The sequence below is a fragment of the Photobacterium japonica genome (assembly GCF_050337005.1).
Taxonomy (GTDB): Bacteria; Pseudomonadota; Gammaproteobacteria; order Enterobacterales; family Vibrionaceae; genus Photobacterium; species Photobacterium japonica.
In genome coordinates this window covers 1-23,149 of record NZ_JAKJSN010000002.1, presented here as the reverse complement: position 1 = coordinate 23,149, position 23,149 = coordinate 1, and the positions used below count along the sequence as shown (strand labels likewise).

Here is a 23,149-nt window from a genome sequence, read left to right as displayed (position 1 = left end):
TTTCAAGCGCCTCAGCGTACATACACCCCCAACCTTCACGTCCAGACCAATAAGGGTTATTACGATGACAAATATGATGATTGTCGGCTGGCGAGAAACACTTAGCTTACCGAGCCTAGGCATTACCAAAATAAATGCTAAGGTTGATACAGGAGCCAGAACATCGTCCCTGCATGCATTCAAAATTGAAGAATTTCAGCAAGGTAACGAAAAATGGGTAAGATTTTGGCTTCACCCAGAACAAGACAATACGGAGATCGAACAGATCTGTGAAGCCAAAGTGATTGACCAACGCGGAGTAAAAAACTCTGGGGGTCAAGAACAAACCCGCTATGTGATCCAATCGGACTTGACCCTTGGCGGACAAACCTGGCCGATCGAAATCACCTTAGCGAATCGTGACAATATGGCTTATCGCATGTTGCTTGGCCGCACGGCCATGCATGGCCGGATCATGGTAGACCCTGAGCAATCTTTTTTAATCGCTTGCGAGGAGAGCAAGAAATGAAAATTGGCATTTTGTCACGTAACGCAAATCTCTATTCCACTCGGCGCCTTATTGAATCGTGCGAAAGCCGTGGCCATGAAGTCAAAGTGATTGATGCTCTACGCTGCTACATGAATATCAACTCCGAGAAACCGCAAATCCATTTTAAAGGGGAAGAACTCTCCGATTTTAACGCCATCATTCCGCGTATTGGCGCGTCCGTCACCTTTTACGGTACCGCGGTACTGCGTCAGTTTGAAATGATGGGCGTGTACCCGGTGAATGAATCGGTCGCGATCACCCGTTCGCGCGATAAGCTGCGTTCTATGCAATTGTTATCCCGCAAAGGGGTCGGCATGCCGATCACCGGTTTTGCCAGTAAACCCGATGACATCAAAGATTTACTCGATATGGTGGGCGGCGCCCCCGTCGTGATCAAACTGCTTGAAGGCACACAAGGGATCGGCGTGGTCTTGGCGGAAACCAAAAAAGCGGCCGAAAGTGTGGTGGAAGCCTTTATGGGGCTGAAAGCCAACATCATGGTGCAAGAGTTCATCAAAGAAGCTGGCGGGGCGGATATTCGCTGCCTAGTGATTGGCGATAAAGTGATTGCCGCCATGAAACGGCAAGGGGCTAAAGGCGAGTTTCGATCGAACCTGCACCGGGGCGGCTCAGCGTCTCTGGTAAAAATCACCCCACAAGAGCGCCGAACGGCGGTCGCAGCCGCCAAAATCATGGGACTCAATGTCGCGGGGGTCGATTTACTGCGTTCTGAACGCGGCCCGTTGGTGATGGAAGTGAACTCCTCGCCTGGGTTGGAAGGCATTGAAGCTGCCACCGGGAAAGACATTGCGGGCATGATTATCGAATTTATTGAGAAAAATGCCCCCAGCAAGCGCACCCGTACCCGAGGGCAAGGCTAGCGTATTATCTCAAGCCTTGTTCGCGCAGAGACGGTGCAGAGTCACCTGCAGACAGCAAAAAGCCGACGCTCAGGGCGTCGGCTTTTGTTTATCGCTTAGCGACACCTCACTACTGCGCGGCTTTTTTCGCTTCATTCAACCAGCCATTGAAGGTCGACTGATTGGCTTTGATCCACGAATTTGCGTGTGCTTCAATGTCTGCCGATGAGTTCTTGCCTTTGCTCATCAACATGTTTTGGGCACTGACATCATTGATGTTCAGCTTAATGATCTCAAACAGTTTCGCGGCGGCGGGGTTATTGGTCGTGAACGTTTTATTGGCGATAATACGCATCGAGTTCATTTCAAACCCGTAGTTCTTGCCGTTTGGCAACGTCGTATCGACATTTTTACGCTCTCCCGGCAAGGCCGAGAACGGCACTTCTAACCAGACCACATCTTTACCCGGTACCAATACACCACTGACCCAATACGGCGTCCACGTGTAATACAGGATAGGATCGCCTTTCTTATAGCGGGAAATGGTATCAGCAATGATCGCCGCATAGTTACCTTGGTTATGCGCAACAGTATCACGCAGTTTAAAGGCATTGAGCTGCTCTTCGATCACCATTTCACAGCCCCAACCTGGGTTACAACCGGTCAGGTCTGCTTTACCATCACCATCGGCATCAAACAGTTTGGCCAATTTCGGGTCGGTGAGCTGACCAATATTGGTGATACCGTGTTTTTCAGCGGTTTTCTTATCAATCAAGTACCCTTGCGCCGCACCGGTGATGTAATGGCCTTTGCGGTACAGCTTCTCATCACCGCCTGCCATCGTGTATTTGTCCGCATGCAGCGGGAACCAACCCACGGTCAGGTATGTCGCATCCCCTTCCGCAATGGAGGTATAGCCGACGTTGTAGTCGACTTCTTTGGTCGCTTTAACGGTATAGCCCAACGCTTCAAGGGCTTTGTTCACGATGAGCGTCTGAAAAGTTTCTTCAGCAACGGTCGATTGTAACGGCTGTACCGTCACCCCTTGGCCAGGTAACGATTCGGCCCATGCACTACCCGCGGCACATGCCGCAGAGATCAAGACACTGGCTGTCAGTGTCTTCTTCCATGAAGTGATCATGCGTTTTCTCCCATTTTTTTTACGCTTACAGACGATGATTGACGACGTACCATCAGGCCAACAGGCCCTTGGTGGTACCACTTACTTTTGGCATTGCGCAAGTTCGCACCTAATGCCTGCGTGATCCTGTCGAGTAAAATCGCCAGAATCACAATCCCCAGCCCCCCAACGGCGGCCAGTCCCATATCTAATCGGCCAATGCCGCGCAGTACCATTTGCCCCAGTCCCCCGACCGCAATCATGGAGGCAATCACCACCATCGACAGTGACAGCATCAGGGTTTGGTTCACACCGGCCATAATGGTTGGCATCGCGAGCGGTAATTGAATGCGATAAAGCATCTGTTTCGGGCTGGCCCCAAAGGCATGACCCGCTTCAATCAACTCTTCCGGCACTTGCTGGATCCCCAGAATGGTCAGCCTGACCACTGGCGGCAGTGCAAAGATAATCGTGACCACGACACCGGGCACGTTCCCGATCCCGAACAGCATCACAATCGGCACTAAATACACAAAGGCGGGGGTGGTTTGCATCGCATCCAAGATGGGCCGCACCACTTTGGCCGCGGTATTGCTTCTCGCCAGCCAGATCCCTAACGGCAAGCCGAGCAATAAACAGAAGAACACCGAGGTCATCACCAATGACAGGGTTGTCATGGCTTGTGCCCATGCGCCGATCAAACCAATCACAAGCAGCGCGCCGAGGGTCGATAGCCCCAACTTGAAGCCCGCAAATTGCCACGCGAGCAAGAATAATATCACCAACATGAACGGGGCAGGTGTCGAGACCAAGGCCGACTCAAAGGTGGTTAAGATAAAATCGATAGGCACACGAATGGCCTGAAACACGGGGCGGCCGTGTTCAACCATCCAGCCCAAACTGGTTTCTACCCATTGATCAAACGGGATCAGGGCTTCATTGAAGGGTTGTTGCCAATCAAACGCGGTTGACACTGCATCAGCATCCGTCAACCAGGCCTGCTCGGCACTGTCTGATGAGGTGGTTGCCCATGGATCAGCCTGTTGTTCCGTTTGGCTCCATGGATCGCTCGCAGGCGTACTTTCCTTAGCCATGTGTTTATTCCCTGTCTAATGTCTGTAGTAATCGTGCTTTGGTGATCACGCCATAATAGTGCTGCGCATCATCCACCACCGGCACCGCATAAGGCGCGCTTGCGACGGGTCCGAGTACTTGACTGATCGGTGTATCAGGTAATACCGACAGCGGGTCAGGCAATTCAGCACTGGCCAGTGGCCGGTCATCATTGTGGGCGCGAGTCAACGAATCCACAGACACAATGCCGGAGAATTTGTTGGCTTTATCAACAACAATGCCAAACTCTCTGTCATGCTCAAGCAACAATTGCAGTGCGGCCGCAGGGCCATCTACTTCAGATTTTTTCACCACCGCTGCTGGTTTTTTACGGGCGATATCTTTCGCAGAGAGAACCGTCGCGACATTCACGCCACGGAAGAAGGAACGGACATAATCATTCGCCGGATGATGAAGGATTTCATCAGGGGTCCCGACTTGCACAACCACGCCATCTTGCATGATGGCAATTTTGTCACCGATGCGCATGGCTTCATCTAAATCATGGGAGATAAACACAATGGTGCGTTTATCATCATTTTGCAGGCGGATCAGCTCATCTTGCATCTCGGTTCGAATCAAGGGGTCTAACGCCGAAAAGGCTTCATCCATTAACAGAATATCCGGATCGCACGCCAGTGCACGGGCTAACCCGACCCGTTGCTTCATCCCGCCGGACAGTTCATCCGGATACGATTCACAGTGATTCCCCAGCCCGACCCGTGTCAGTGCCGCACGGGCATTTTTTTGGCGCGATTCAATACTGACGCCAGCGAGCTCCAATCCGAAGGCCGTGTTTTCAATCACGGTCATGTGCGGCATAAGGGCAAAATTCTGGAAGACCATCGAAATGTTATTCCGCCGCACCTTTCGCAGTTCGTCTTCGGAGATATGGGCAATATCACGATCACGCAATAACACGTTACCGCGTGTCGGCTCAATCAAGCGATTGAGCAAACGCACCAAGGTCGACTTACCGGACCCTGATAACCCCATGATGACGAAGATTTCCCCTTCATTGATCTGCAAGGAAACGTCATGCACCCCCACGGTTAATCCCGTTTGAGCGAAAATCGTGTCCTTATCAAGTCCCTTCTCGATTAACGGAAACGCCGCTTCGGGCTTATTACCAAACACTTTATACAGGTTCTGTACTTCTAATATGGTTGCCATTCAAACTCATCCTTGGCCTTGAACCATTAACAATTTAATCACAAAACAACACATCGAACACTAAACAAATATGACAACGAGATCAATCTCCCCTCTGCATCACACTCTCTGTTGCGCCTCACTGGCAACATCACAACGAACCGTGATTTTCCAACAAGATAGTTTGCGCTCTAATGGTGTGAAATTATTGTGCAACTACTGTTTTAGTATCAAAAGTTAGCACAAAAATGCACCCAAACACAAAAATACTTTGAACTCTAACTATTTTAAACGCATTCAATAAGGGACCTTTGCGCCACGAAGAAACCCTTCGTGAAGTAATGAATTACGGCAGGGATATAGGTGAAAAGTGTCTCAAAAGTGCGGGCATCACGAGAGGGGGAAGACGAGAGCAGCGGTGGGGGGATCACGCTTTAATCACGACAAAAAAAGAGGCCAATAGGCCTCTTCTGTGTATCAACAGGATGACGTTTTACGCTTTAAATTCACGCAAATACTTATAAATCGCATGGCGGGTGATCCCCAGTCGTTCAGACACAATGGCCGTTGATTCTTTCAGCTCAAAGATACCGTTATCAAACAACTGCTTGGTGATCGCTTTATTTTTTCGTTTTAAGTTCACCGCGCTGTCGTGTTCAATGTCAGTAATAGCATGGTCGAGCGCCTGATTAATCACATCATTTGCACAAGCGCTGAAGTTCTCACTCACACCGATATTGCTATGTCCGATGTCTGGCATCAATGTTTTGATGATTTCTGGAAACGGGAACGACAAATTCATATTAATACAGAACATACCAATCGGCTTGCCTTCTTCTCCCGCCAGAATACACGTCGTCGACTTCAACAGCGCGCCATCTTTACCTTGCGTAAAGTAACTTTTCGGCGTGACTTCACCGGTTTTCTCAAAAGCGCTGATCATTCTTAAGCCGAGATCGGTGATCGGCGAACCCAGTTTCCTGCCAGTATGGTGACCATTCACAATTTTCACCACCGACTTATCAAAGCTCTCAAACGAGTGAATGACCACCTCGCTATGCGGCCCAATAAAATCGGCAATGGTTTCTGCTAACCGAAAATACGTAGAGAGGATCTCCTTATCCTTATCGGTAAATTTTGTTGACTGAGCTTCAGGGGTGTCGACGTGCATTTTAGATCACTTTTGTTAACTTTAACGAGTAACAGCCAGATGAAAATCCGCCATTTTTCCGAGCGATATTCCAATATCTTTGACTATAAAACGCTTTGTTGACCTCATTTGCAATACAAATACCGTTTGGAACCCACAAAAGTTGAGCGAAATCACTAATCAAGAACAAAAACATCGCACAAAGTTCACTTTCGTTAACTTGTCGATTCGGGTCACATTATTTAACTCTGATACAGTTACACTGGCTCACATACCGTCAGAGCAATCAATATGCAGCAGGAAAGTTTACTTTTTGTAACTTTCATCCGCATGACAAAAAAATTCACGACCCGTGTTCGATCATTGCCGCTTATCAAGACACAGGTGGCGAAAAGAAAACAAGCCACTTCACCGGTGATAAACGAACAACGGATAGCAACACTGAAACCTTTTTCTTTTCGCTTTACACAATTTAGGAAGGTCAATATGGACATGAAAAATAGCAATGTACTTCTGGGATGGGTGGCAGCCATTTCTGTTGCCGTTATCTGGGGCGTTACTGGAGTGGTATCTAAACCGCTATCGATGGCGGTTGATCCGATGACATTGGTATTTTTCCGCTATGTCACCGCGGTGATTGGCTTGTCTGTGATTTACTTTTTCACGTCGAAAAGCGCTTCGCTGAGCAAGGATTTAGGGGGTAGCTTAAAAATTGAAAAGAAAGACATACTGAAAATTGCCCTTTGCGGCATCATCGGCCAAGGGGCGTTCTCTCTCTTTAATTTCTTGTCACTGTCTCACATTGGCGCCACCGAAAACGGCGTAATCCAAGGCATGCAGCCTTTTGCGACGGTCTTTTTTGGCATGATGTTCATGAACTTTAAGATGAACAAAGTGCAGTGGGGGGCATTTACAGCGTCTGCATTGTGCATCTATGCCATGAGTGTGGGGCCAACAACGGCGGTTGAGAACGGTAATTCGCTACTGGGTTATGCCTATGTGACCGCGTCGATGCTATCACTGGCTTGGACAGCACACCTACGTGGCAGCCTTGCGGAGAAGTACGGTTCTGTGGTCTCTATGTTGTACCAGTACATTTCTGTTGCTGCATTGGGTGTTATCGCGGTATTTGCGATGGATCTCGACCTGTCACAAATCAACATTATTCTGTCTAGCCCACTGCTGATTGGCCTACTGATTTTCTTGGGTACGGGCATCTCAGGCGGTAGCTACCTGATCCAGCTTTACTCTTTCAAACAAATTGGCGTAGAAAAAGCCACCATGGCACTGAATTTGATGCCGCTTGTTGGCTACGTGGTTGCCGTCATGACACTGGGTGAAGAAATGGTATTGAGCAAAACCATCGTTGTTTCACTGATTGTTGTAGCGCTGTACATCTTTACCAAGTTCGAAACCAAAGAAACGAATAACAGCAAAGACGCAACTCTGGCTCCACAGAAAGCCTAATCACTTTCGATACATCAATAAAAAGCGCGGCAGGTTACCTGCCGCGCTTTTTTTCTGTTTTCTTTATCGCATGACCCTGCACGTTTCTCCCCCCTCCATCCTCTTTTCTATCCTTCACTGTCGTCATGTGGCGTACACACCCAACAAATAGGCCTTCTCTCACCTTGTGGCAGGATTGCACACCAAAGCCGGTGCGCTGTATAGATTAACGGTGTACGTCCTATCAGAGGGGTATATGACGGGAAGTCGGTAAACAGCGCCAGTGTTAACAATGGCCGACATCAACCTCAAAAGTCTTCACGGCAGACTTTTGAGGAAGTGAAATGGGATTAGATGGGGTTTAGGGGTATCTCGCCCCGTATCATCACAGAGGGACTATCGCAGACATATACGGCTGAAGGCGTTACTTCTCCCGCTCAACCGTTTGTGACATAGCAAAATGTAAACGTGCTTTTAACGCATCTCGTTTCTGTTTTCGCTTTCTTTCCCAGTAATGCCGTAGCAATGATGTCATGACCTAGCTCCTTGATGCTCTAGTTATGCTTTATACACAATCTGAACCTAGCCCTTATTTATGACAAAGCATAAATGTGCGGTGGCTTTTTATAAAAGGGGTGGCAAATATGCGTTGCGATCACACACTGAAATTCACGTTTCTCTGCGTCCTTCCATTCATCCTCTCAAGCACACTCTCAATATTCGTGCAGTATTTCAATACTTTAACACCAAAAACAGGCTCGATATGTTTGATTCTCTCCCTGTTTGTTCTAAAAAACGACCCTGCAACCCTTCTCTGTGGGGTTGCATTCACCTTTTAACCTTCATCACATCAATAGACCTTTTGCGCATACTCAGTGTATCAACTCACGTTTTCGGCGTTTTTCAGGCATAAAAAAAGAGGCCTTTCGGCCTCTTCTTAATGAATCTTAGAGTATTTTACAGCGAAGGCTATCTTATAGCGCTTGCTCGCCTTCCCATACGATACGACGGTAACGTGCTGGGTTTGTGTCGCCTTCTGTGCTAAATAGCATAACCACAGAATCTTTACCTAGACCCATCATTTCAGCGTGTGCACGGCCTTCTTCAGTCGTCATCAATAGGTACAACATACCCATAGTGATCGCGCCTGATTCGCCACTGATAACCGCTTCATCGCCGTTCAGTGGGTTGCCAAGAATACGCATACCGGTGGCTGCCACTTTGTCTTCAACAGACATGAATGAGTGGCTGCAGTCACGTAAAACAGGCCATGTTACTGGGTTTGGTTCACCACAAGCAAGGCCTGCCATGATAGAGCTTAATGAGCCCGTTACGTTAACCATCTCGCCTTCAAGGCCAGAACGGTAAATACAGTCAGCGGCTGCTGGTTCGCCGATGATCGCGTTGAAGTTATCTGCACCTAGACGGTCAGCCATAAAGCCAAGTACGCCACCCGCCATTGCGCCAACACCGGCTTGAAGCAGTACGTGTGTTGGTAGACCTTCAGCCATTGCTTCTGCCTGCTCAACCGCTTCGTCAGCCATAGTCATGTAGCCTTGAGAGATCCATGTTGGGATCTGCTCGTAACCTTCCCATGCTGTGTCTTGCACGAGCATCCAGCCGTTTTCTTCAGCCGTTTTGTTCGCTAAACGAACAGTGTCATCGTAGTTCACGTCAGTCACGATGCACTCTGCACCCAAGCCGCGGATACGATCAACGCTTGCTTGTGGTGAGCCTACTGGCATGTAAACAACCGCTTTCTGACCCATTTCACGTGCCGCCCAAGCAACACCTGTACCGTGGTTGCCAGCCGTCGCTGTCGTGAACGCCAATGGTTTTTCTAGCTTAGATGACACGGTCTTCAGGTCGATTTCACTGATGTCCATGTTAAGGTGCTCAGCCAGTACACGACCTAGCGCGTAAGAACCGCCAAGCACTTTAAATGCGTTCAAACCAAAACGTTTTGACTCGTCTTTCACCAAAATCGCTTTCACGCCTAGCTGCTTAGCCAAGTTTGGTAGAGAAACAAGTGGCGTTGGGGTGTAGCCATCAATCTGCTGGTGGAAAGCGCGCGTTGCCGCTGCAGCTTCTTTAGAGAACAGTTCGCACACTGCGCCAGTGTAATTTGGGTTTTTAGATACTTTTAACATCGCGATCACTTCGGGCTAGAGGGTGAAAAAACTGGCAAACCTAAAACAGGGGGGAACGGTTTGCCAGATTTAAAACAAAGAATTACTTGTTGATGTAAGCAACAGCTTCTACTTCAACAAGCGCATCTTTTGGTAGACGTGCTGCTTGTACGCATGAACGTGCAGGTGCTACGTCAGTACCGAAGAACTCAGTGTACACTTCGTTGAATGCCGCGAAGTTTTCCATGTCAGACAAGAAACATGTTGTTTTCAGCACGGTGTCCATTGATGCACCCGCTTCTTCCAAAATCGCTTTCAGGTTAGCCAGAGACTGACGCGCCTGCTCTTTAATGCCACCTTCAGCAAAAGCCATGGTCGCAGGATCAAGAGGTAGTTGACCAGAGGTGAAGACAAGATCGCCAAAGCCCAATGCTTGTGAGTAAGGGCCGATCGCTGCTGGTGCTGAATCTGTGTGGATTTGTGTTTTCATTGTATGTCTCTTGCTATCCGTAACTATGACTTAAACTCGCGCAAATATTTATAAATTGCATGGCGAGTAATACCCAACCGTTCCGAAACCATTGCAGTGGCTTCTTTTAATTCAAAGATGCCGTTTTCAAACAATTGCTTCGTAATGGCTTTATTCTTACCTTTCAAATTGATTGAGGCATCATTCTCAATATCGGTGATGGCGTGATTTAACGCCTGATCAATCACATCATTCGCACTGGCGCTGAAGTTTTCACTGACCCCAATATTGGTGTGACCCATTTCTGGCATCAGTGTTTTGATGATCTCTGGAAACGGAAACGACAAATTCATGTTAATACAGAACATGCCAATCGGTTTTCCGCCCTCACCGGCGAGAATACATGTCGTCGATTTCAGCAACGCGCCATCTTTACTTTGGGTAAAGTAGCTTTTCGGCGTGACCTCGCCCGTCTTTTCAAACGCGCTGAGCATCCGGAGACCCAAATCGGTGATTGGGGATCCCAACGTCCTGCCGGTGTGATGCCCATTGACAATCTTTACGACTGATTTTTCAAAGTTTTCAAGGGAGTGGATAACCACTTCACTATGAGGCCCAATAAAATCTGCAATGGTATCCGCTAACCGAAAGTACGAAGTGAGGATCTCTTTGTCCTTACCAGTAAACTTTGTTGACTGTGATTCAAAGGTCTTCTCGCTCATCTTAGGTCACTTTTGTTAACTAACATTGACGACATTGTGATGCAAAGGCCGTAACCTTTCAACTGCAAAATCAATTTTCGTTAACTATGGAACGCTATAAATGCTTTCTTAGCAACTAAAATAGCGAGTAAAGTTCAAAAAAGTTGACCTTGCTCACTAAATTCACCCCAAACCCGCCCGGAACAGTTCACAATAGTTAACTCTGAGAATCAGGTCACATTATTTAACTGAATTATCAGTAAACTGGCCGCCATAACGTCAACAATAGTGAACTTTAATGGTTTTTAGTTCACTAGACGTAACCGAAATAAAAAATAGATAAGTATTGAGGGATAACACATGATGAATCATCTAGCTCGCGGTTTTGAACTGGCTGAATTTGAAGAGCGTACAGCGCGTGCACAAAAAGTAATGCATGAGCAAAATCTTGACGCAATGATCTTCACCACTGAGCCAAACGTTCGCTACTTCACCGGCTTCCACACGCAGTTCTGGCACAGCCCAACGCGCCCTTGGTTCTTGATTATCCCAGCTGAAGGTAAGCCAACAGCTATTATCCCAGAGATCGGTGCAAGCGGCATGGCTGGCACATGGATCGACAACATCATTACTTGGCCTTCACCGCGTCCAGAAGATGACGGCATCAGCTTGGTTGCTAGCTTCCTGAACTCTCTACCTTGTCGTTTCGGCCGTGTAGGTGCAACGCTAGGTATCGAATCTCACCTACGTATGCCTGTGAACAACTACATGAAACTGACTTCTCTTGTGAAGAAAGAATTCGTGGACGTTTCACTAGAAATGCACGGTCTACGTCAAGTGAAGTCACCGGCTGAAATCGCGAAACTAAAAGAAATCTGCCGTATCACTAACGTCGGTTTTGCAAAAGTGCCTGAGTACGCTCGTGCCGGTATGTCTGAGCGTGAAATCTGTAAGCGTTTCCGTATCGACATGCTAATGGAAGGTGCTGATGAATGTCCGTACATCATCGCGGGTTCTGGCCCAGACGGTTACGACTCAATCATCATGGGTCCAACTGACCGCGTGATCGAAGATGGCGACGTATTGATCATCGACACCGGTGCAGTACGTGACGGTTACTTCTCTGACTTCGACCGTAACTGGGCGTTCGGTTCTGCAAGCGAGCAAACAAAAGACGCGTACCGTGCAACGTACGACGCGACAACAGCGGGCTTTGAAGCGGCGAAACCAGGTGCAACCACCACTGACATCTACAACGCAATGTGGAAAGTGCTAGAAGCCAATGGTGCGCTAGGTAACGACGTAGGTCGTCTAGGCCACGGTCTTGGTATGGAGCTAACTGAGCGTCCATCTAACACGGCAACAGACAACACCGTACTAAAACCTGGCATGGTAATGACGCTAGAACCAGGCATGGTTTACGCACCAGGTAAGTCAATGGTTCACGAAGAAAACATCGTGATCACCGAAAATGGTGCAGAGTGGTTGAGCGAGCGTGCTGAACCAGAACTGATCATCATCAAGTAATTTCGCAACACCCTGACGACGACATAACAATAAGGGCTGGCCCACCAGCCCTCATCAAAGAGATAAACACACATGAACACGATCGAAGACTTTAAGCAGTTTGAAGTGCCACTTTCGTACGTACCAGCACCCCGTATTAACCGTACTCACATTGGTCTGGTTCAGCTAAGTACTGACCACTCTCTTGAAATGGATTGGGCAAAGCTACTAGGCACTCAAGCCGCTGTTTTCAGCTCTCGCGTTTTCTACAGCAGCGAAATGACCCCTGAAGCGTTGGATCGCATCGCAAACGGTATCAGCGAAGCGTCTGATTTGATCGCTTACGGCCTACCAATGGATGTAATGGCATTCGGTTGTACGTCTGCCTCTATTATCATCGGTGAAGAGCGCGTAGCGGGTCTACTAACCGCAAACCGTGGCGACATTCCTGCGACCAACCCATGGACAGCAGCACAAGCGGCATTCAAGCACCTTGGCGCGAAAAAAATTGCCGTGTTCTCTCCGTACCCAACGGACGTTAACTTCCCACTTTACCAGCAGCTGACAAAAGCCGGCTTTGAAGTGGTTGTGCTTGGTTCTTTGGGCATCGAGCGTGATACGGATATCACCACTGTGTCTAAAGAGTCGATGCTAGAAGCACTGGAAAAAATCCTACCGAACTCAGGCGCAGACCTTGTGTTCATGTCATGTACTAACCTACGCGTACTTGACCATATCCAAGAAATTGAAGACAAATTCAATATCCCTGTTGTGTGCAGCAACTCTGCCATGTTCTGGCATGCCATGCACCTAACAGGTAACGCGGCAACTTGCCCAGGCTACGGCCACCTTCTGAATCTAGGCACAACAGCGCCGGTTGATTTAGACAGCATCATGAACATCGACACAGAAGCAACAGCGTAATCGTTCTTTTTAAATAACGAACGAATGACCGCTAGGTTGTCAGTCAAAAAGTTTCAAGTTTAGCGTTACCGGTTAGCGACCGTCCCCATGAAGAGTTACGGAATTTAGGCCTTAAAGAGGGGCTTACGGGGACGCTCGTCTTAATTAAATGGACAATAAAGGATTTAGATTATGAACCGTACAACAACAGGTTGGATAGCTGCTATTTTCATCGGTCTTCTATGGGGTATTCCATGGATCGTCGGCACCCCAATTTTGGAAGTGATGGACCCACAAGTATTAGTGTGGGCTCGCTATACAGTGGCTTTCATTACCCTTGCGATTATTCTTAACGTAGGTATCGCAACCGGTAAAGTTGAGAAAAAACGTGATTTCAAACTGAACTGGGAAAACCGCCACGACATCGTATGGTCTGCCGCGTGTGGTATCATCGGTCAAGGTGCATTTAGTTTCTTCTCATTCCTTTCACTTGACTATATCACTGCCTCTGAAAACGGCGTTATCCAAGGCTTGATCCCTATCTTGATTCTGACTGTCGGCTTCTTCCGTCACAATGCACGCTTCTCTACCATGCAAATGGTTGCCGCACTGGGTGCGTTCGTGGGCGTAGCGATTCTGGTTATGGATCCAACATCAGAAACCAGCGGTTTCAACATCGGTCACTTGATTTGTTTCGCGAGTGCGGCAAGTTTTGCAACCATGGCTTACGCACGTGCTGAACTGGCTGAGAAATACGGTTCTGTTGCCACCATGTTCCACCAGTTCGTTTTCGCTTCAATCGGTTTCGGTCTATACCTTCTGTTCACTGGCGCTGACCTAAGCTCTGCACTAGGCATCTTCAGCTCTCCACTGCGTATCCTATGTATCACTATTCTTGGTGTGGGTATCTCTGGCGTGAGCTACATCATCTACATCTACGCTATGGAGCGTGTGGGCGTTGATGGTACAGGCATGGCACTGAACCTAATGCCACTGTCTTCATTCGTACTGGCTGTATTTGCACTGGGCGAATCAGTAACACCAATGCGTCTTCTTGCAATCGGTGTGGTTATCCTTTCTATGATGATGTTCATGAAGTTCGGTAACGACAAAGCGAAAGCAGAAGCCGCAGCGTTAGAAGCACAAACCGCATAATCCAATAAATATAATAATTGAGCGCAGCAGGTTTCCTGCTGCGCCGTTTGCACAAAAGAGGAAGCTCATCATGACCATTAAACAACAAGTTACAGAATGGCGTCGTCATATCCACAAACACCCTGAATTTGGCTTTGAAGAGGTGATGACCGCCGAGATGGTCGCGACTAAACTCGAAGCGTTTGGTGGTATTGAAGTACACCGTAACATCGGCCAAACCGGTGTTGTCGGCATCCTAAAATGTGGTGACAGCGATCGTTCTATCGGCCTACGTGCAGATATGGATGCGCTACACATCCACGAGAAAAACACATTCTGCCACGCTTCTGTCCATGAAGGTGTGATGCATGCTTGTGGTCACGACGGCCATACAGCCATGCTATTGGGTGCGGCCCACGAATTAGCCCGTACTCGTAACTTCGACGGGACGGTTTACTTTATTTTCCAACCGGGTGAAGAGCACGGTGTAGGCGCGAAAGCGATGATCGCTGACGGCCTGTTCACGCGCTGGAAAATTGATGCGGTTTACGCGATGCACAACTTGCCGGGTATTGAAGCCGGTCACTTTGTGACACGTCCTCACTCGCTAATGGCGAGTGAAAGTAGCTTTGAAATTGAAGTGATCGCCACAGGCGGCCACGCGGCTATGCCACACATGGGTACGGACCCTATCGTGGTAGGCGCACAAATCGTTACCGCGATTCAGACCATTGTTTCTCGCCACTTGAGCGCGATTGACGAAACGGCGGTGATTTCAGTGACCGAGTTCGCGACCAACGGTACCGTGAACGTGATCCCTTCTCGTGTCACGATTAAAGGTGATACGCGTAGCTTCACTGACCAAGCATTGCACAAGATTGAAAAAGCGCTTGAGCGTGTGGCGGCGGGGACGTGTATGGCTGCCGGTGTTGACTACACATTCAGCTTCAACAACAGCTTCCTGTCTACCATTAATACCCCAGAAGAAACGGCACATGCTGTTCGCGCAGCCATTGCGGTTGCGGGTGAAGACAAGGTAAACGGTAGCTGCCAGCCTTTCACCATCAGTGAAGATTTCTCGTTCATGCTGCGTGAAGCGAACGGCTGTTACATCCTTGTGGGTAACGGTGTGGGCGAGTGTGGCGGTACTGCCCTGCACAATCCGCTATACGATTTCAACGATGAGATCCTGATGTCTGGTGTGAACTTCTGGCAGGCATTGGTTGAGCAACAGCTGAACAAGTAATTCTCTCCTTTTAAATAAAACAAAGCCTAACCGGCGCGCTTTCCTCTTGTAGGATACAGCACGCGGTTAGGCTTTTTTCCCACTCACTGTTTACTTACTTGCGTCTCCCTTTCCACTTGGCTTTCCATCTATCAATCAGCTTGATAGCAATAAAAAGTATCACGCTGCCCGGCCAACAACCAAAACACCAGATCGGTTTGTTCGATCTTACTCTCCAACCAAAAGCCTGTTTATCACTGAGTGTTTACCGCTTCACCCACGCATCCTGCCACGACGAACCGTATCCCGGTTCATAATGTGTGGCCGAGTTAATGTTGCACCACCCCCCTTCCGGGAACGGGCGGCACTGATAGGTGTGACCATCACGCCCGAGTACCACGGTTTCACCGGCCACATAGCCACCGATACCCGTCGGATACACATACTCATACCCCGCCCCGTCTGGCAGAGGAGAAGGTAGCGGTGTTGGTGAGGGTGTCGGTTTGGTTTCTGGCCGTGTTGGCTTCACCGGCTGCGTATTGTCCGCATCCTGCACCCAAATCGTACGTTTTACTACTGTTGGTGCCTCTTTGGTTTTCAACGGCGTGGCGGTAAACGTCACCGTATATTGACCCGCTCGGGTCGCGAGTACCGCCAATGCTGCCCGATCTTTTTTTACCTCATCACCGTCACGAGCAACCACGCGCTGCTGACGGTTTATCAGCACCATATCCACCTTGTAGTCACGGCGGGTTTTCACCGACACCGCAATCACCGCATGGCCTTCTCGGTTTAAGGTGTATTGGTCTTTTAGACCCTGCAAGGTCACTGGAACATGATTGGGTTTGTTCACCACAGGAGGCTTGGGCAGGGGTAATGGCACAGGTGTCGGCGAAGGTAAAACCACGGGAGGCGTGACTACCGTGTCATCGGAGCCGCTGCTGCCGCTAAAACGAATATCGCTGCAGTTATAAAACCCCTCTCCGGCCGGATCGTTACGTTGCCAGCGGGTCACCAACGTTGCATTACCGCTTCGACCCGCAGGCAAAGTGACATCAAAGAAAAAGTATTGTCCATTGCCTTCTTGCCGAGGCTGAATATTGCCGTGCGAGGCTATCAACTCGAGATCTTGCCAACGCAGCGTCGAGGTTGCCGCGTTATAGCCGGGCTTAGTGATGTAAACCTGCCAAAAACTGGGGGTATGTGGGGCCGTGCCTCGATAGCGTAGCGTGAACCTTTCACCCGCGCGCATCGTGGTGCGCTGCCAGTGTGCCGAAGGTATGCTCATACCCCGTTTGCCGCTGTCGCCACCCGAGCAAATCAATCCGTTAGGTACAGCCCGCTTCACGGCGGCCATGTTGTTGTAATCCGGTACCATGGCGGCAAATTCATTTTTTTGCACAAACTGATAGGTGCCTGAAGCTTTAAACGCAGCGCGGCATGCCCGGTTTTTGATACCTGAACCGTCAGCTGCACTCCAATAGCCCCCCGCCTCTTCACAGAAGACTTGGCGCGCTTTGGGGTAATCGGCCCAACCATGGGCGTGCGCGGCACTGAACGGTAATGCGGTTGCTGATGTCGCCAGCATCGAAAGAAGGATCCATTGCTTTTTCATGCCGCCAACACCAACACCAACACCAACACCAACAGGATCAACGGTGTGGCGTTATGCGCAACACCATCAGAAGGGAAAAAGTGCATGTCTGACGATGCGTGGAAAATGCGAGTACGGGGGACACAGCAAGGTTCAGCGGTTAACGTTAATACAGTCATAGTCACCTTCGGTATACGACGTGAGATCAATTAAAAACATTGTTCAAGAAACACTCACCTTACACCGCTTATCCCATGATGGAATGAAACCCTGACATCAGCAGGCATGAGAAGGCCATTTGTGCGAGAAGACCAACCATCACCTCTTTCTTCTCACACTTGTTTCGCCATAAAAACAGGTGTGAGATCACAGAACCACACCGTATCAAACCCAAAAACAGCGACCTGCCTCGATGTTTTACCCCCTTCCCCCCTTTATACTGACGTAATAGGACGCTTATTTTATGACCACTCGATAACGTTAAGGATGACGCATTGAGATACGTACCCAGTCATAATGATTTACCCAGTAGTGCATTAACCACAGACGCCATTGCACAGCGCATTGCGCACTTTTCACGCTTTCCCCACCAACGAGCACCGGAAGCCGTGAAGATCCCCCTGCGATTGCTGGATCATTGGGTACACAGTGATGTGCCCAAATCCCCCCTCGATTTTATCAAACGCTTATACGCTACCGCTGATGCCTACACTGACCACGCTGTCATGCCGTTATCCGTCTGCCGCCAAGGGTGCGCGCACTGCTGCATTAACCGTCCGGTTGAAGTCTCTGCCGCGGAAGCGGTGTACATTCACACGCACACCGCCTTTCGCCTCAACCGCAAAGCCGAGCCGCTAAAAAAATACCTGCCCCCGGTGCGTACCCCATGCCCGTTCCTTAACACCCAGACCGCGCAATGCCACATTTATGCCGTGCGCCCTCTGGCCTGTCGCCTGTTAGCGCGCCTCGATCACTATCAACATTGCGATACTCAATCCCCCACGCAGGGATTACTGACTATCGATAGCCACACGTACTTTCACACCATCACACAACCACTGCATGAGATCAGCCAACAATTAGGCAACGCCAACAACATGGCTGCCGTGGCAGAGATCCGCCAATGGTTCACGCCGCCTTCTACCAACTAATCAGGCTTTCTGCTTTCTGCTTTCTGCTTTCTGCTTTCTGCTTTCTGCTTTCTGCTTTCTGCTTTCTGGCGAGCATCTCATGCCGTTCATACCTACCTCGCAAAAAAACAGTACACTTTTCACACAACTCTTCTTAAAAATGGCTATCTGTTTACCATGACGACGAAAATTCAGCAAATTCACGAAAAAAAATTATCACATGAATCCTCACTTATTCTGCATAAGCATATTTCAGCATGATGGCGACGAAAACGTTGCACTCGATGGAAGCCGCCCTCTGAACCCAAGTCCAATCGACCTCTAAGTGTATGAATTTGCATACAAGTGTGATTTAAATCACACTTCGTAGGGGGTTAACAAAACCTAACACCAAATTTGTATAACAAATTGAATAGCCATTTACATTGGCTAAAAAAATTCGATTCATGCAATGCTTGATTGCATTTTTAGGGTTTTTAAATGATCAAAAATCAATAAGAATATGTTCATCGAATAGAGAGACACTTTCTAAACGGTTTAATGAATATATCTTTAATAGAAAAAATATATTTGTTAATGGATATATTCACACTAAGAAACACAGTGTGAATATCGCTGTAATAAGAGCACATTCGTTATTTCTGAATATCACCAATATCAAATTACCGCCCTTTACTATACAGTCGCCACGGATTAGGCCACTCACCACTAAATAGAATAAATATTATTCTGTCTCATCTGAATTGAGGGTTAATATAATGTCTTCAGATGCCAATAGTAAAAAAATGGGATTGGTTGGTTTAACCGTCCTTGTTGCTGTAAATATGATGGGCTCCGGTATTATTATGCTACCGGCGAGTTTGGCACAAGTGGGTGCCATTTCAATGTTATCTTGGGTAGTAACAGCATTAGGTGCAATGTGTATTGCTTACACCTTTGCTAAATGTGGTGCTTTCTGTAAGCGTTCCGGCGGTATGTCAGCGTACGCACAAGAAGCACACGGCAAATCTTCTTTCTTTATCTCTTCTTACACCTATTACGTCTGTTTAGTAATTAGCTGTGTAGCAATCGCCGTTTCAGCTGTGGGTTACATCAAACCTTTCATTCCTTGGTTAGATACCCCTGTACACACGTTCTTCGGTGTGTGTGCAATCCTTATTTTCACTATGTTCGCTAACTTTGGCGGCCCAAAAATCACAGGTCAAATCTCAGCATTCACGGTGTGGGGTATCATTCTTCCTGTACTGGGTCTGTCTGTTATCGGTTGGTGGTGGTTTGATCCGCAAACCTTCATGAGCGCATGGAACCCACACCACGACACCACCATGCACTCTGTCTCTTCCGGTATTGCACTGACGTTATGGGCATTCCTGGGTATTGAATCTGCCGGTGCTAACTCTGATGCCGTTGAAAACCCTGAGCGTAACGTACCGCTAGCTGTCTTGTTTGGTACCGGTTTCGCCGCGGTTATATATATTGCTTCAACGGGTGTTATCCAAGGTATTATTCCTAACGCAGAATTGGCTAATTCAACTGCACCGTTTGGTCTTGTATTCAGCCACATGTTCAACCCTACCGTGGGTAACATCGTGACACTGGCTGCCGTTATTGCCTGTATCGGCTCGCTATTAGGTTGGCAGTTCACTAACGCACAGGTATCTAAATCAGCCGCTGATGAAGGTTTGTTCCCTAAAATCTTTGCGAAAACCAACAAAGCGGGCGCACCTATCTACGGTATGTTCATTATGCTGGCGGCAGAATTGATTCTTGCGGTAATGACTATCTCTCCTGATTTGATTAGTCAATTCAACGCCCTACTTAACCTGGCCGTCTTCATCAACATGGTGCCTTATATCTTGTCGATGACGGGCTTAGAAGTGCTACTTCGCAAGAATATGGCCACGCAAAAGCAATACCGTTTCGGTGCGATTGTAGGTACATTAGGAGTGGTTTACAGTATTTACGGTGTATACGCTTGTGGGGCAGACGCCGTATTTGGCGGTACTATCCTGACGCTATTCGGTTATATCTTCTACGGCTTCATTGCAGCACGAGATGTTACCCCTAATACATCAGAGCCAAAAGTAAACGCATAATGTTTAATACGGTTCCTGTCACTCTTTATTGTCATTGAACATGAACCGAACACGTAACACTTAATTAAATGACTGATCTTAATCTTCATCCTTCTATTAAGGTCAGCCATTTAATTAATAGGTAATTTATAGACATATTCGAGCCACGGTGACTTCACCGCTCGACATCAATATCAATTAACGTTAACAACTCTGCCTGACCTGTTTATCTCTATCAATATAAGCAAGCCATCCAGCTGAAAAGAACATTGCATATTAGGTATATTTATTATGAGCAACAACTTCAGCAAAATGCGCACTCTGGTTGTAGAGCCGCAAAATATCGATTCAAGCAGCTATGCTGCACGTACTACACAAGCGCTGATTGCAGAGCTAAACGAACGTACCATTGAAATCGTCACGGCAAATTCTTATGAAGATGCGAAAGCCGTTATTCTCGCGACACAAATTGATAGTTTAGTCCTGACTCTGGACAAATCTGAAGAGCAGATCCTTAATTCAAATGAAGAAGTTGACCTGCTCAATACGCTGAAAGAGCGTCAAACAGAAGTCCCTGTTTTCCTACTCGCAGAACGTGCACGTACTTCTATCCTTGCTAACCGCAAGCTCATGGAACGTGTTGACGAATGTTACTCTGTACTTGAAGACACCGCAGACTTCGTTGCAGGCCGTATCGTTGCTGCCATGAAGCGTTACCGCTCACAAGTGCTACCACCGTTCATGAAAGCGATGATGCACTACAACGACATCCATGAATATTCTTGGTCTGCGCCAGGTCACCAAGGCGGTATCGGTTTCACTAAGACACCAGCCGGTAACCAGTTCTTCGAATTCTTCGGCGAAAACTTGTTCCGTACCGATATGGGTATCGAACGTGCAGCACTAGGCTCACTGCTTGACCACAGCGGCGCATTCAAAGAAAGCGAAGTGGAAGCGGCGAAAATCTTCGGTGCTCACGAATCTTACTCTGGCATCGTGGGTACATCGGGTTCAAACCGTACCATCATGCAAGCGTGTATGAAAGATGACGACATCGCGATCTGTGACCGTAACTGTCACAAGTCTATCGAACAAGGTTTGATCCTAACCGGTGCGCGTCCAATCTACATGGTACCAAGCCGTAACTGCTACGGCATCATCGGTCCGATCAGCAAAGTACAAATGAGCAAAGAAGGCATTGCCCTTAAAGCGAAAAACGCGGGTATTCCTTTCAATGCAGACGAGAAAAAAGCGGGCTACGCGGTTGTTACTAACTGTACTTACGACGGTCTGTGCTACCACTCAGAAGTGACTGAAGCGCTACTTGGCGAAAGCTCAAGCCGCATTCACATGGATGAAGCATGGTTCGGTTACGCGCGCTTTAACCCTATCTACAAGGGTCACTTCGCGATGCGTGGCGATGCGAAAGACCACAAAGGTCCAACCGTATTTGCAACACACTCAACACACAAATTGTTGAACGCCCTGTCTCAGGCATCTTACATTCACGTACGTAACGGTGAAAACGCGATTAACTTCGACCGTTTCAACCAAGCTTACATGATGCATACCTCGACTTCACCACTGTACGCTATCTGTGCGTCTAACGACGTTGCAGCGAACATGATGAAGGGCGAAAGCGGCCTGTCTCTGACTAACGAAGTGAACCGCGAAGCGATCATCTTCCGTCAGAACATGCGTAAGCTATTCAACGACTACACCAGCGAAAACGACTGGTTCTTCAAACCTTGGAACGCAGAAACCGTTACTGAAATGAACGGCGACAAAGTGAAGTTTGAAGACGCGTCTGTTGAGTCGCTAATGACAATTCAACAGAACTGGAAACTGACTCCAGGCGACAAGTGGCACGGCTTTGACGAAATCGACAACGACTGGTGTATGCTTGACCCAATCAAAGTGAGCTTGCTGACTCCGGGCCTTGACGACAATGGTCAGTTCCTAGAAACCGGCGTGCCTGCGGCGCTTGTCACTGCATACCTAGGTCGTTTCGGTATCGTACCTACTCGTACGACTGACTTCCAAGTGATGTTCCTGTTCTCTATGGGTATCACTAAAGGTAAGCGTGACACCTTGATCAACACCTTGTTGTCATTCAAGCGTCACTACGATGCGAACGCGGATCTAGAAACGCTACTGCCGGAGCTTGTTGCGTCTTCTCCAGAAACCTACAAAGGTCTAGGCCTGCGTGACTTGGGTGACCGTATGTTCCAATACCTAGTCCGTCACAACCCAGCGCAAGTGCTGAACGAAGCGTACTCAAGCCTACCTAAGATGGAAGTGAAACCACGTACTGCATACCAGTTCGTTGTGTCTGACGAGGTAGAGCTAGTGCCATCGGATGAATTGGAAGGCCGCGTTGCCGCGAACTCTGTTATCCCTTACCCACCAGGCATCCCAATGCTAATGGGTGGTGAAAACTTCGGTGATGAAACAAGTCCTCAAATCCAGTACTTGAAAGCACTTGAAGCATGGGACCGCGAATTCCCTGGTTTCGAACACGAAACTGAAGGTGCGGAAATCGAGCACGGTAAATACCACGTGCTTTGTATTAAAGCCGACGCGCTTTAATACAAACTGCAGGTTCATCCTGCCCTATCAGGGTGAACCTGCTCCCCCCACTTTTCTGATGACTGGCAATGACATCAGAAAAGCGTTTATTCATCGCCAAGGCGACTATCATCAGGGTGGCCATGGCGATGGATACACAATGACTGCCAAAGTATTGCTAAAACACTGTCTTATATTGTCGGCCTGCTAAGTGGCTGAGGGTAACGGTAGCAACTTACCTGAAAAACTTCATTTAGCGTTTTCCCGCGCCTTCCCCTTCTTTGGGGAAGGCGTTTTTTTATGTTCTCCCTGTCCTCCGTTTTTCATTTGGCGACAACCCTGCAT

The 23,149-nt window shown here is 48.3% G+C and carries 19 protein-coding genes; 10 read left to right on the top strand and 9 right to left on the bottom strand.

What is annotated here, in order from left to right:
• Positions 1-64: 64 nt before the first annotated feature.
• Both L4C36_RS00200 and rimK read left to right on the top strand, forming a co-directional pair.
• The gene (locus L4C36_RS00200; RefSeq protein WP_428475783.1) at positions 65-508 is read left to right on the top strand and encodes an ATP-dependent zinc protease family protein; all 444 of its coding nucleotides are present in this window, start codon (positions 65-67) and stop codon (positions 506-508) included.
• Positions 505-1,410, top strand: coding sequence for a 30S ribosomal protein S6--L-glutamate ligase (gene rimK / locus L4C36_RS00195; protein WP_428475782.1), 906 nt, complete (start codon positions 505-507; stop codon positions 1,408-1,410). Before L4C36_RS00200 ends, rimK begins: the two co-directional genes overlap by 4 nt.
• A gap of 109 nt (positions 1,411-1,519) precedes the next feature.
• Here rimK and proX read toward each other — a convergent pair whose 3' ends face one another.
• The 4 genes from proX to L4C36_RS00175 form a co-directional block, all read right to left on the bottom strand.
• Positions 1,520-2,530 (bottom strand): glycine betaine/L-proline ABC transporter substrate-binding protein ProX, encoded by a 1,011-nt coding sequence (proX, locus tag L4C36_RS00190; RefSeq protein WP_428475781.1) that lies wholly within the window; start codon positions 2,528-2,530, stop codon positions 1,520-1,522.
• Positions 2,527-3,603 (bottom strand): glycine betaine/L-proline ABC transporter permease ProW, encoded by a 1,077-nt coding sequence (gene proW, locus L4C36_RS00185; protein ID WP_428475780.1) that lies wholly within the window; start codon positions 3,601-3,603, stop codon positions 2,527-2,529. The genes proX and proW overlap by 4 nt, the downstream gene beginning before the upstream one ends.
• A gap of 4 nt (positions 3,604-3,607) precedes the next feature.
• Positions 3,608-4,795, bottom strand: coding sequence for a glycine betaine/L-proline ABC transporter ATP-binding protein ProV (proV, locus tag L4C36_RS00180; protein ID WP_428475779.1), 1,188 nt, complete (start codon positions 4,793-4,795; stop codon positions 3,608-3,610).
• 472 nt (positions 4,796-5,267) lie between these two features.
• The gene (locus tag L4C36_RS00175) at positions 5,268-5,945 is read right to left on the bottom strand and encodes a helix-turn-helix transcriptional regulator (protein WP_428475778.1); all 678 of its coding nucleotides are present in this window, start codon (positions 5,943-5,945) and stop codon (positions 5,268-5,270) included.
• 465 nt (positions 5,946-6,410) lie between these two features.
• Between L4C36_RS00175 and L4C36_RS00170 the strand changes: the two genes are divergently transcribed.
• Positions 6,411-7,391 carry a DMT family transporter gene (locus tag L4C36_RS00170; RefSeq protein WP_428475777.1) on the top strand — a complete coding sequence of 327 codons (981 nt, stop codon included), beginning with the start codon at positions 6,411-6,413 and terminating at the stop codon, positions 7,389-7,391.
• A 953-nt stretch (positions 7,392-8,344) separates the two neighbouring features.
• Here L4C36_RS00170 and L4C36_RS00165 read toward each other — a convergent pair.
• The 3 genes from L4C36_RS00165 to L4C36_RS00155 form a co-directional block, all read right to left on the bottom strand.
• Positions 8,345-9,520 (bottom strand): diaminopropionate ammonia-lyase, encoded by a 1,176-nt coding sequence (locus L4C36_RS00165; protein WP_428475776.1) that lies wholly within the window; start codon positions 9,518-9,520, stop codon positions 8,345-8,347.
• 82 nt (positions 9,521-9,602) lie between these two features.
• Entirely contained in the window at positions 9,603-9,989 is a 387-nt protein-coding gene (locus tag L4C36_RS00160) for a RidA family protein (RefSeq protein WP_428475775.1), read from the bottom strand.
• A 23-nt stretch (positions 9,990-10,012) separates the two neighbouring features.
• Entirely contained in the window at positions 10,013-10,690 is a 678-nt protein-coding gene (locus L4C36_RS00155; protein WP_428475774.1) for a helix-turn-helix transcriptional regulator, read from the bottom strand.
• A gap of 339 nt (positions 10,691-11,029) precedes the next feature.
• Here L4C36_RS00155 and L4C36_RS00150 point away from each other — a divergent pair, with 339 nt between their 5' ends.
• The 4 genes from L4C36_RS00150 (at position 11,030) to L4C36_RS00135 (ending at position 15,458) form a co-directional block, all read left to right on the top strand.
• Positions 11,030-12,196, top strand: a complete 1,167-nt coding sequence (locus tag L4C36_RS00150; protein ID WP_428475773.1) for a M24 family metallopeptidase — start codon at positions 11,030-11,032, stop codon at positions 12,194-12,196.
• A gap of 72 nt (positions 12,197-12,268) precedes the next feature.
• Positions 12,269-13,099: a maleate cis-trans isomerase family protein gene (locus L4C36_RS00145; RefSeq protein ID WP_428475772.1), complete on the top strand. Its 831-nt coding sequence runs from the start codon at positions 12,269-12,271 to the stop codon at positions 13,097-13,099.
• Between the two features lie 171 nt (positions 13,100-13,270).
• A complete protein-coding gene (locus L4C36_RS00140) occupies positions 13,271-14,233 on the top strand; it encodes a DMT family transporter (protein ID WP_428475771.1) in 963 nt (320 codons plus the stop codon).
• A 70-nt stretch (positions 14,234-14,303) separates the two neighbouring features.
• Positions 14,304-15,458, top strand: coding sequence for a M20 aminoacylase family protein (locus tag L4C36_RS00135; protein WP_428475770.1), 1,155 nt, complete (start codon positions 14,304-14,306; stop codon positions 15,456-15,458).
• Between the two features lie 244 nt (positions 15,459-15,702).
• Here the strand turns inward: L4C36_RS00135 and L4C36_RS00130 are convergent, their stop codons facing one another.
• Together L4C36_RS00130 and L4C36_RS00125 are read right to left on the bottom strand one after the other, a co-directional pair.
• The gene (locus L4C36_RS00130) at positions 15,703-17,052 is read right to left on the bottom strand and encodes a lytic polysaccharide monooxygenase (RefSeq protein WP_428475769.1); all 1,350 of its coding nucleotides are present in this window, start codon (positions 17,050-17,052) and stop codon (positions 15,703-15,705) included.
• Positions 17,049-17,210: a hypothetical protein gene (locus L4C36_RS00125; RefSeq protein ID WP_428475768.1), complete on the bottom strand. Its 162-nt coding sequence runs from the start codon at positions 17,208-17,210 to the stop codon at positions 17,049-17,051. Before L4C36_RS00125 ends, L4C36_RS00130 begins: the two co-directional genes overlap by 4 nt.
• A 315-nt stretch (positions 17,211-17,525) precedes the next feature.
• On the opposite strand from L4C36_RS00125, the gene L4C36_RS00120 reads away from it, so the two are divergent.
• The 3 genes from L4C36_RS00120 (at position 17,526) to adiA (ending at position 22,825) form a co-directional block, all read left to right on the top strand.
• Positions 17,526-18,182: a YkgJ family cysteine cluster protein gene (locus L4C36_RS00120; protein ID WP_428475767.1), complete on the top strand. Its 657-nt coding sequence runs from the start codon at positions 17,526-17,528 to the stop codon at positions 18,180-18,182.
• A gap of 737 nt (positions 18,183-18,919) precedes the next feature.
• On the top strand, positions 18,920-20,257 hold the full coding sequence (gene potE, locus L4C36_RS00115) for a putrescine-ornithine antiporter (RefSeq protein WP_428475766.1): 1,338 nt from the start codon (positions 18,920-18,922) through the stop codon (positions 20,255-20,257).
• A gap of 270 nt (positions 20,258-20,527) precedes the next feature.
• Positions 20,528-22,825: an arginine decarboxylase gene (gene adiA, locus L4C36_RS00110; RefSeq protein WP_428475765.1), complete on the top strand. Its 2,298-nt coding sequence runs from the start codon at positions 20,528-20,530 to the stop codon at positions 22,823-22,825.
• Positions 22,826-23,149 lie beyond the last annotated feature (324 nt).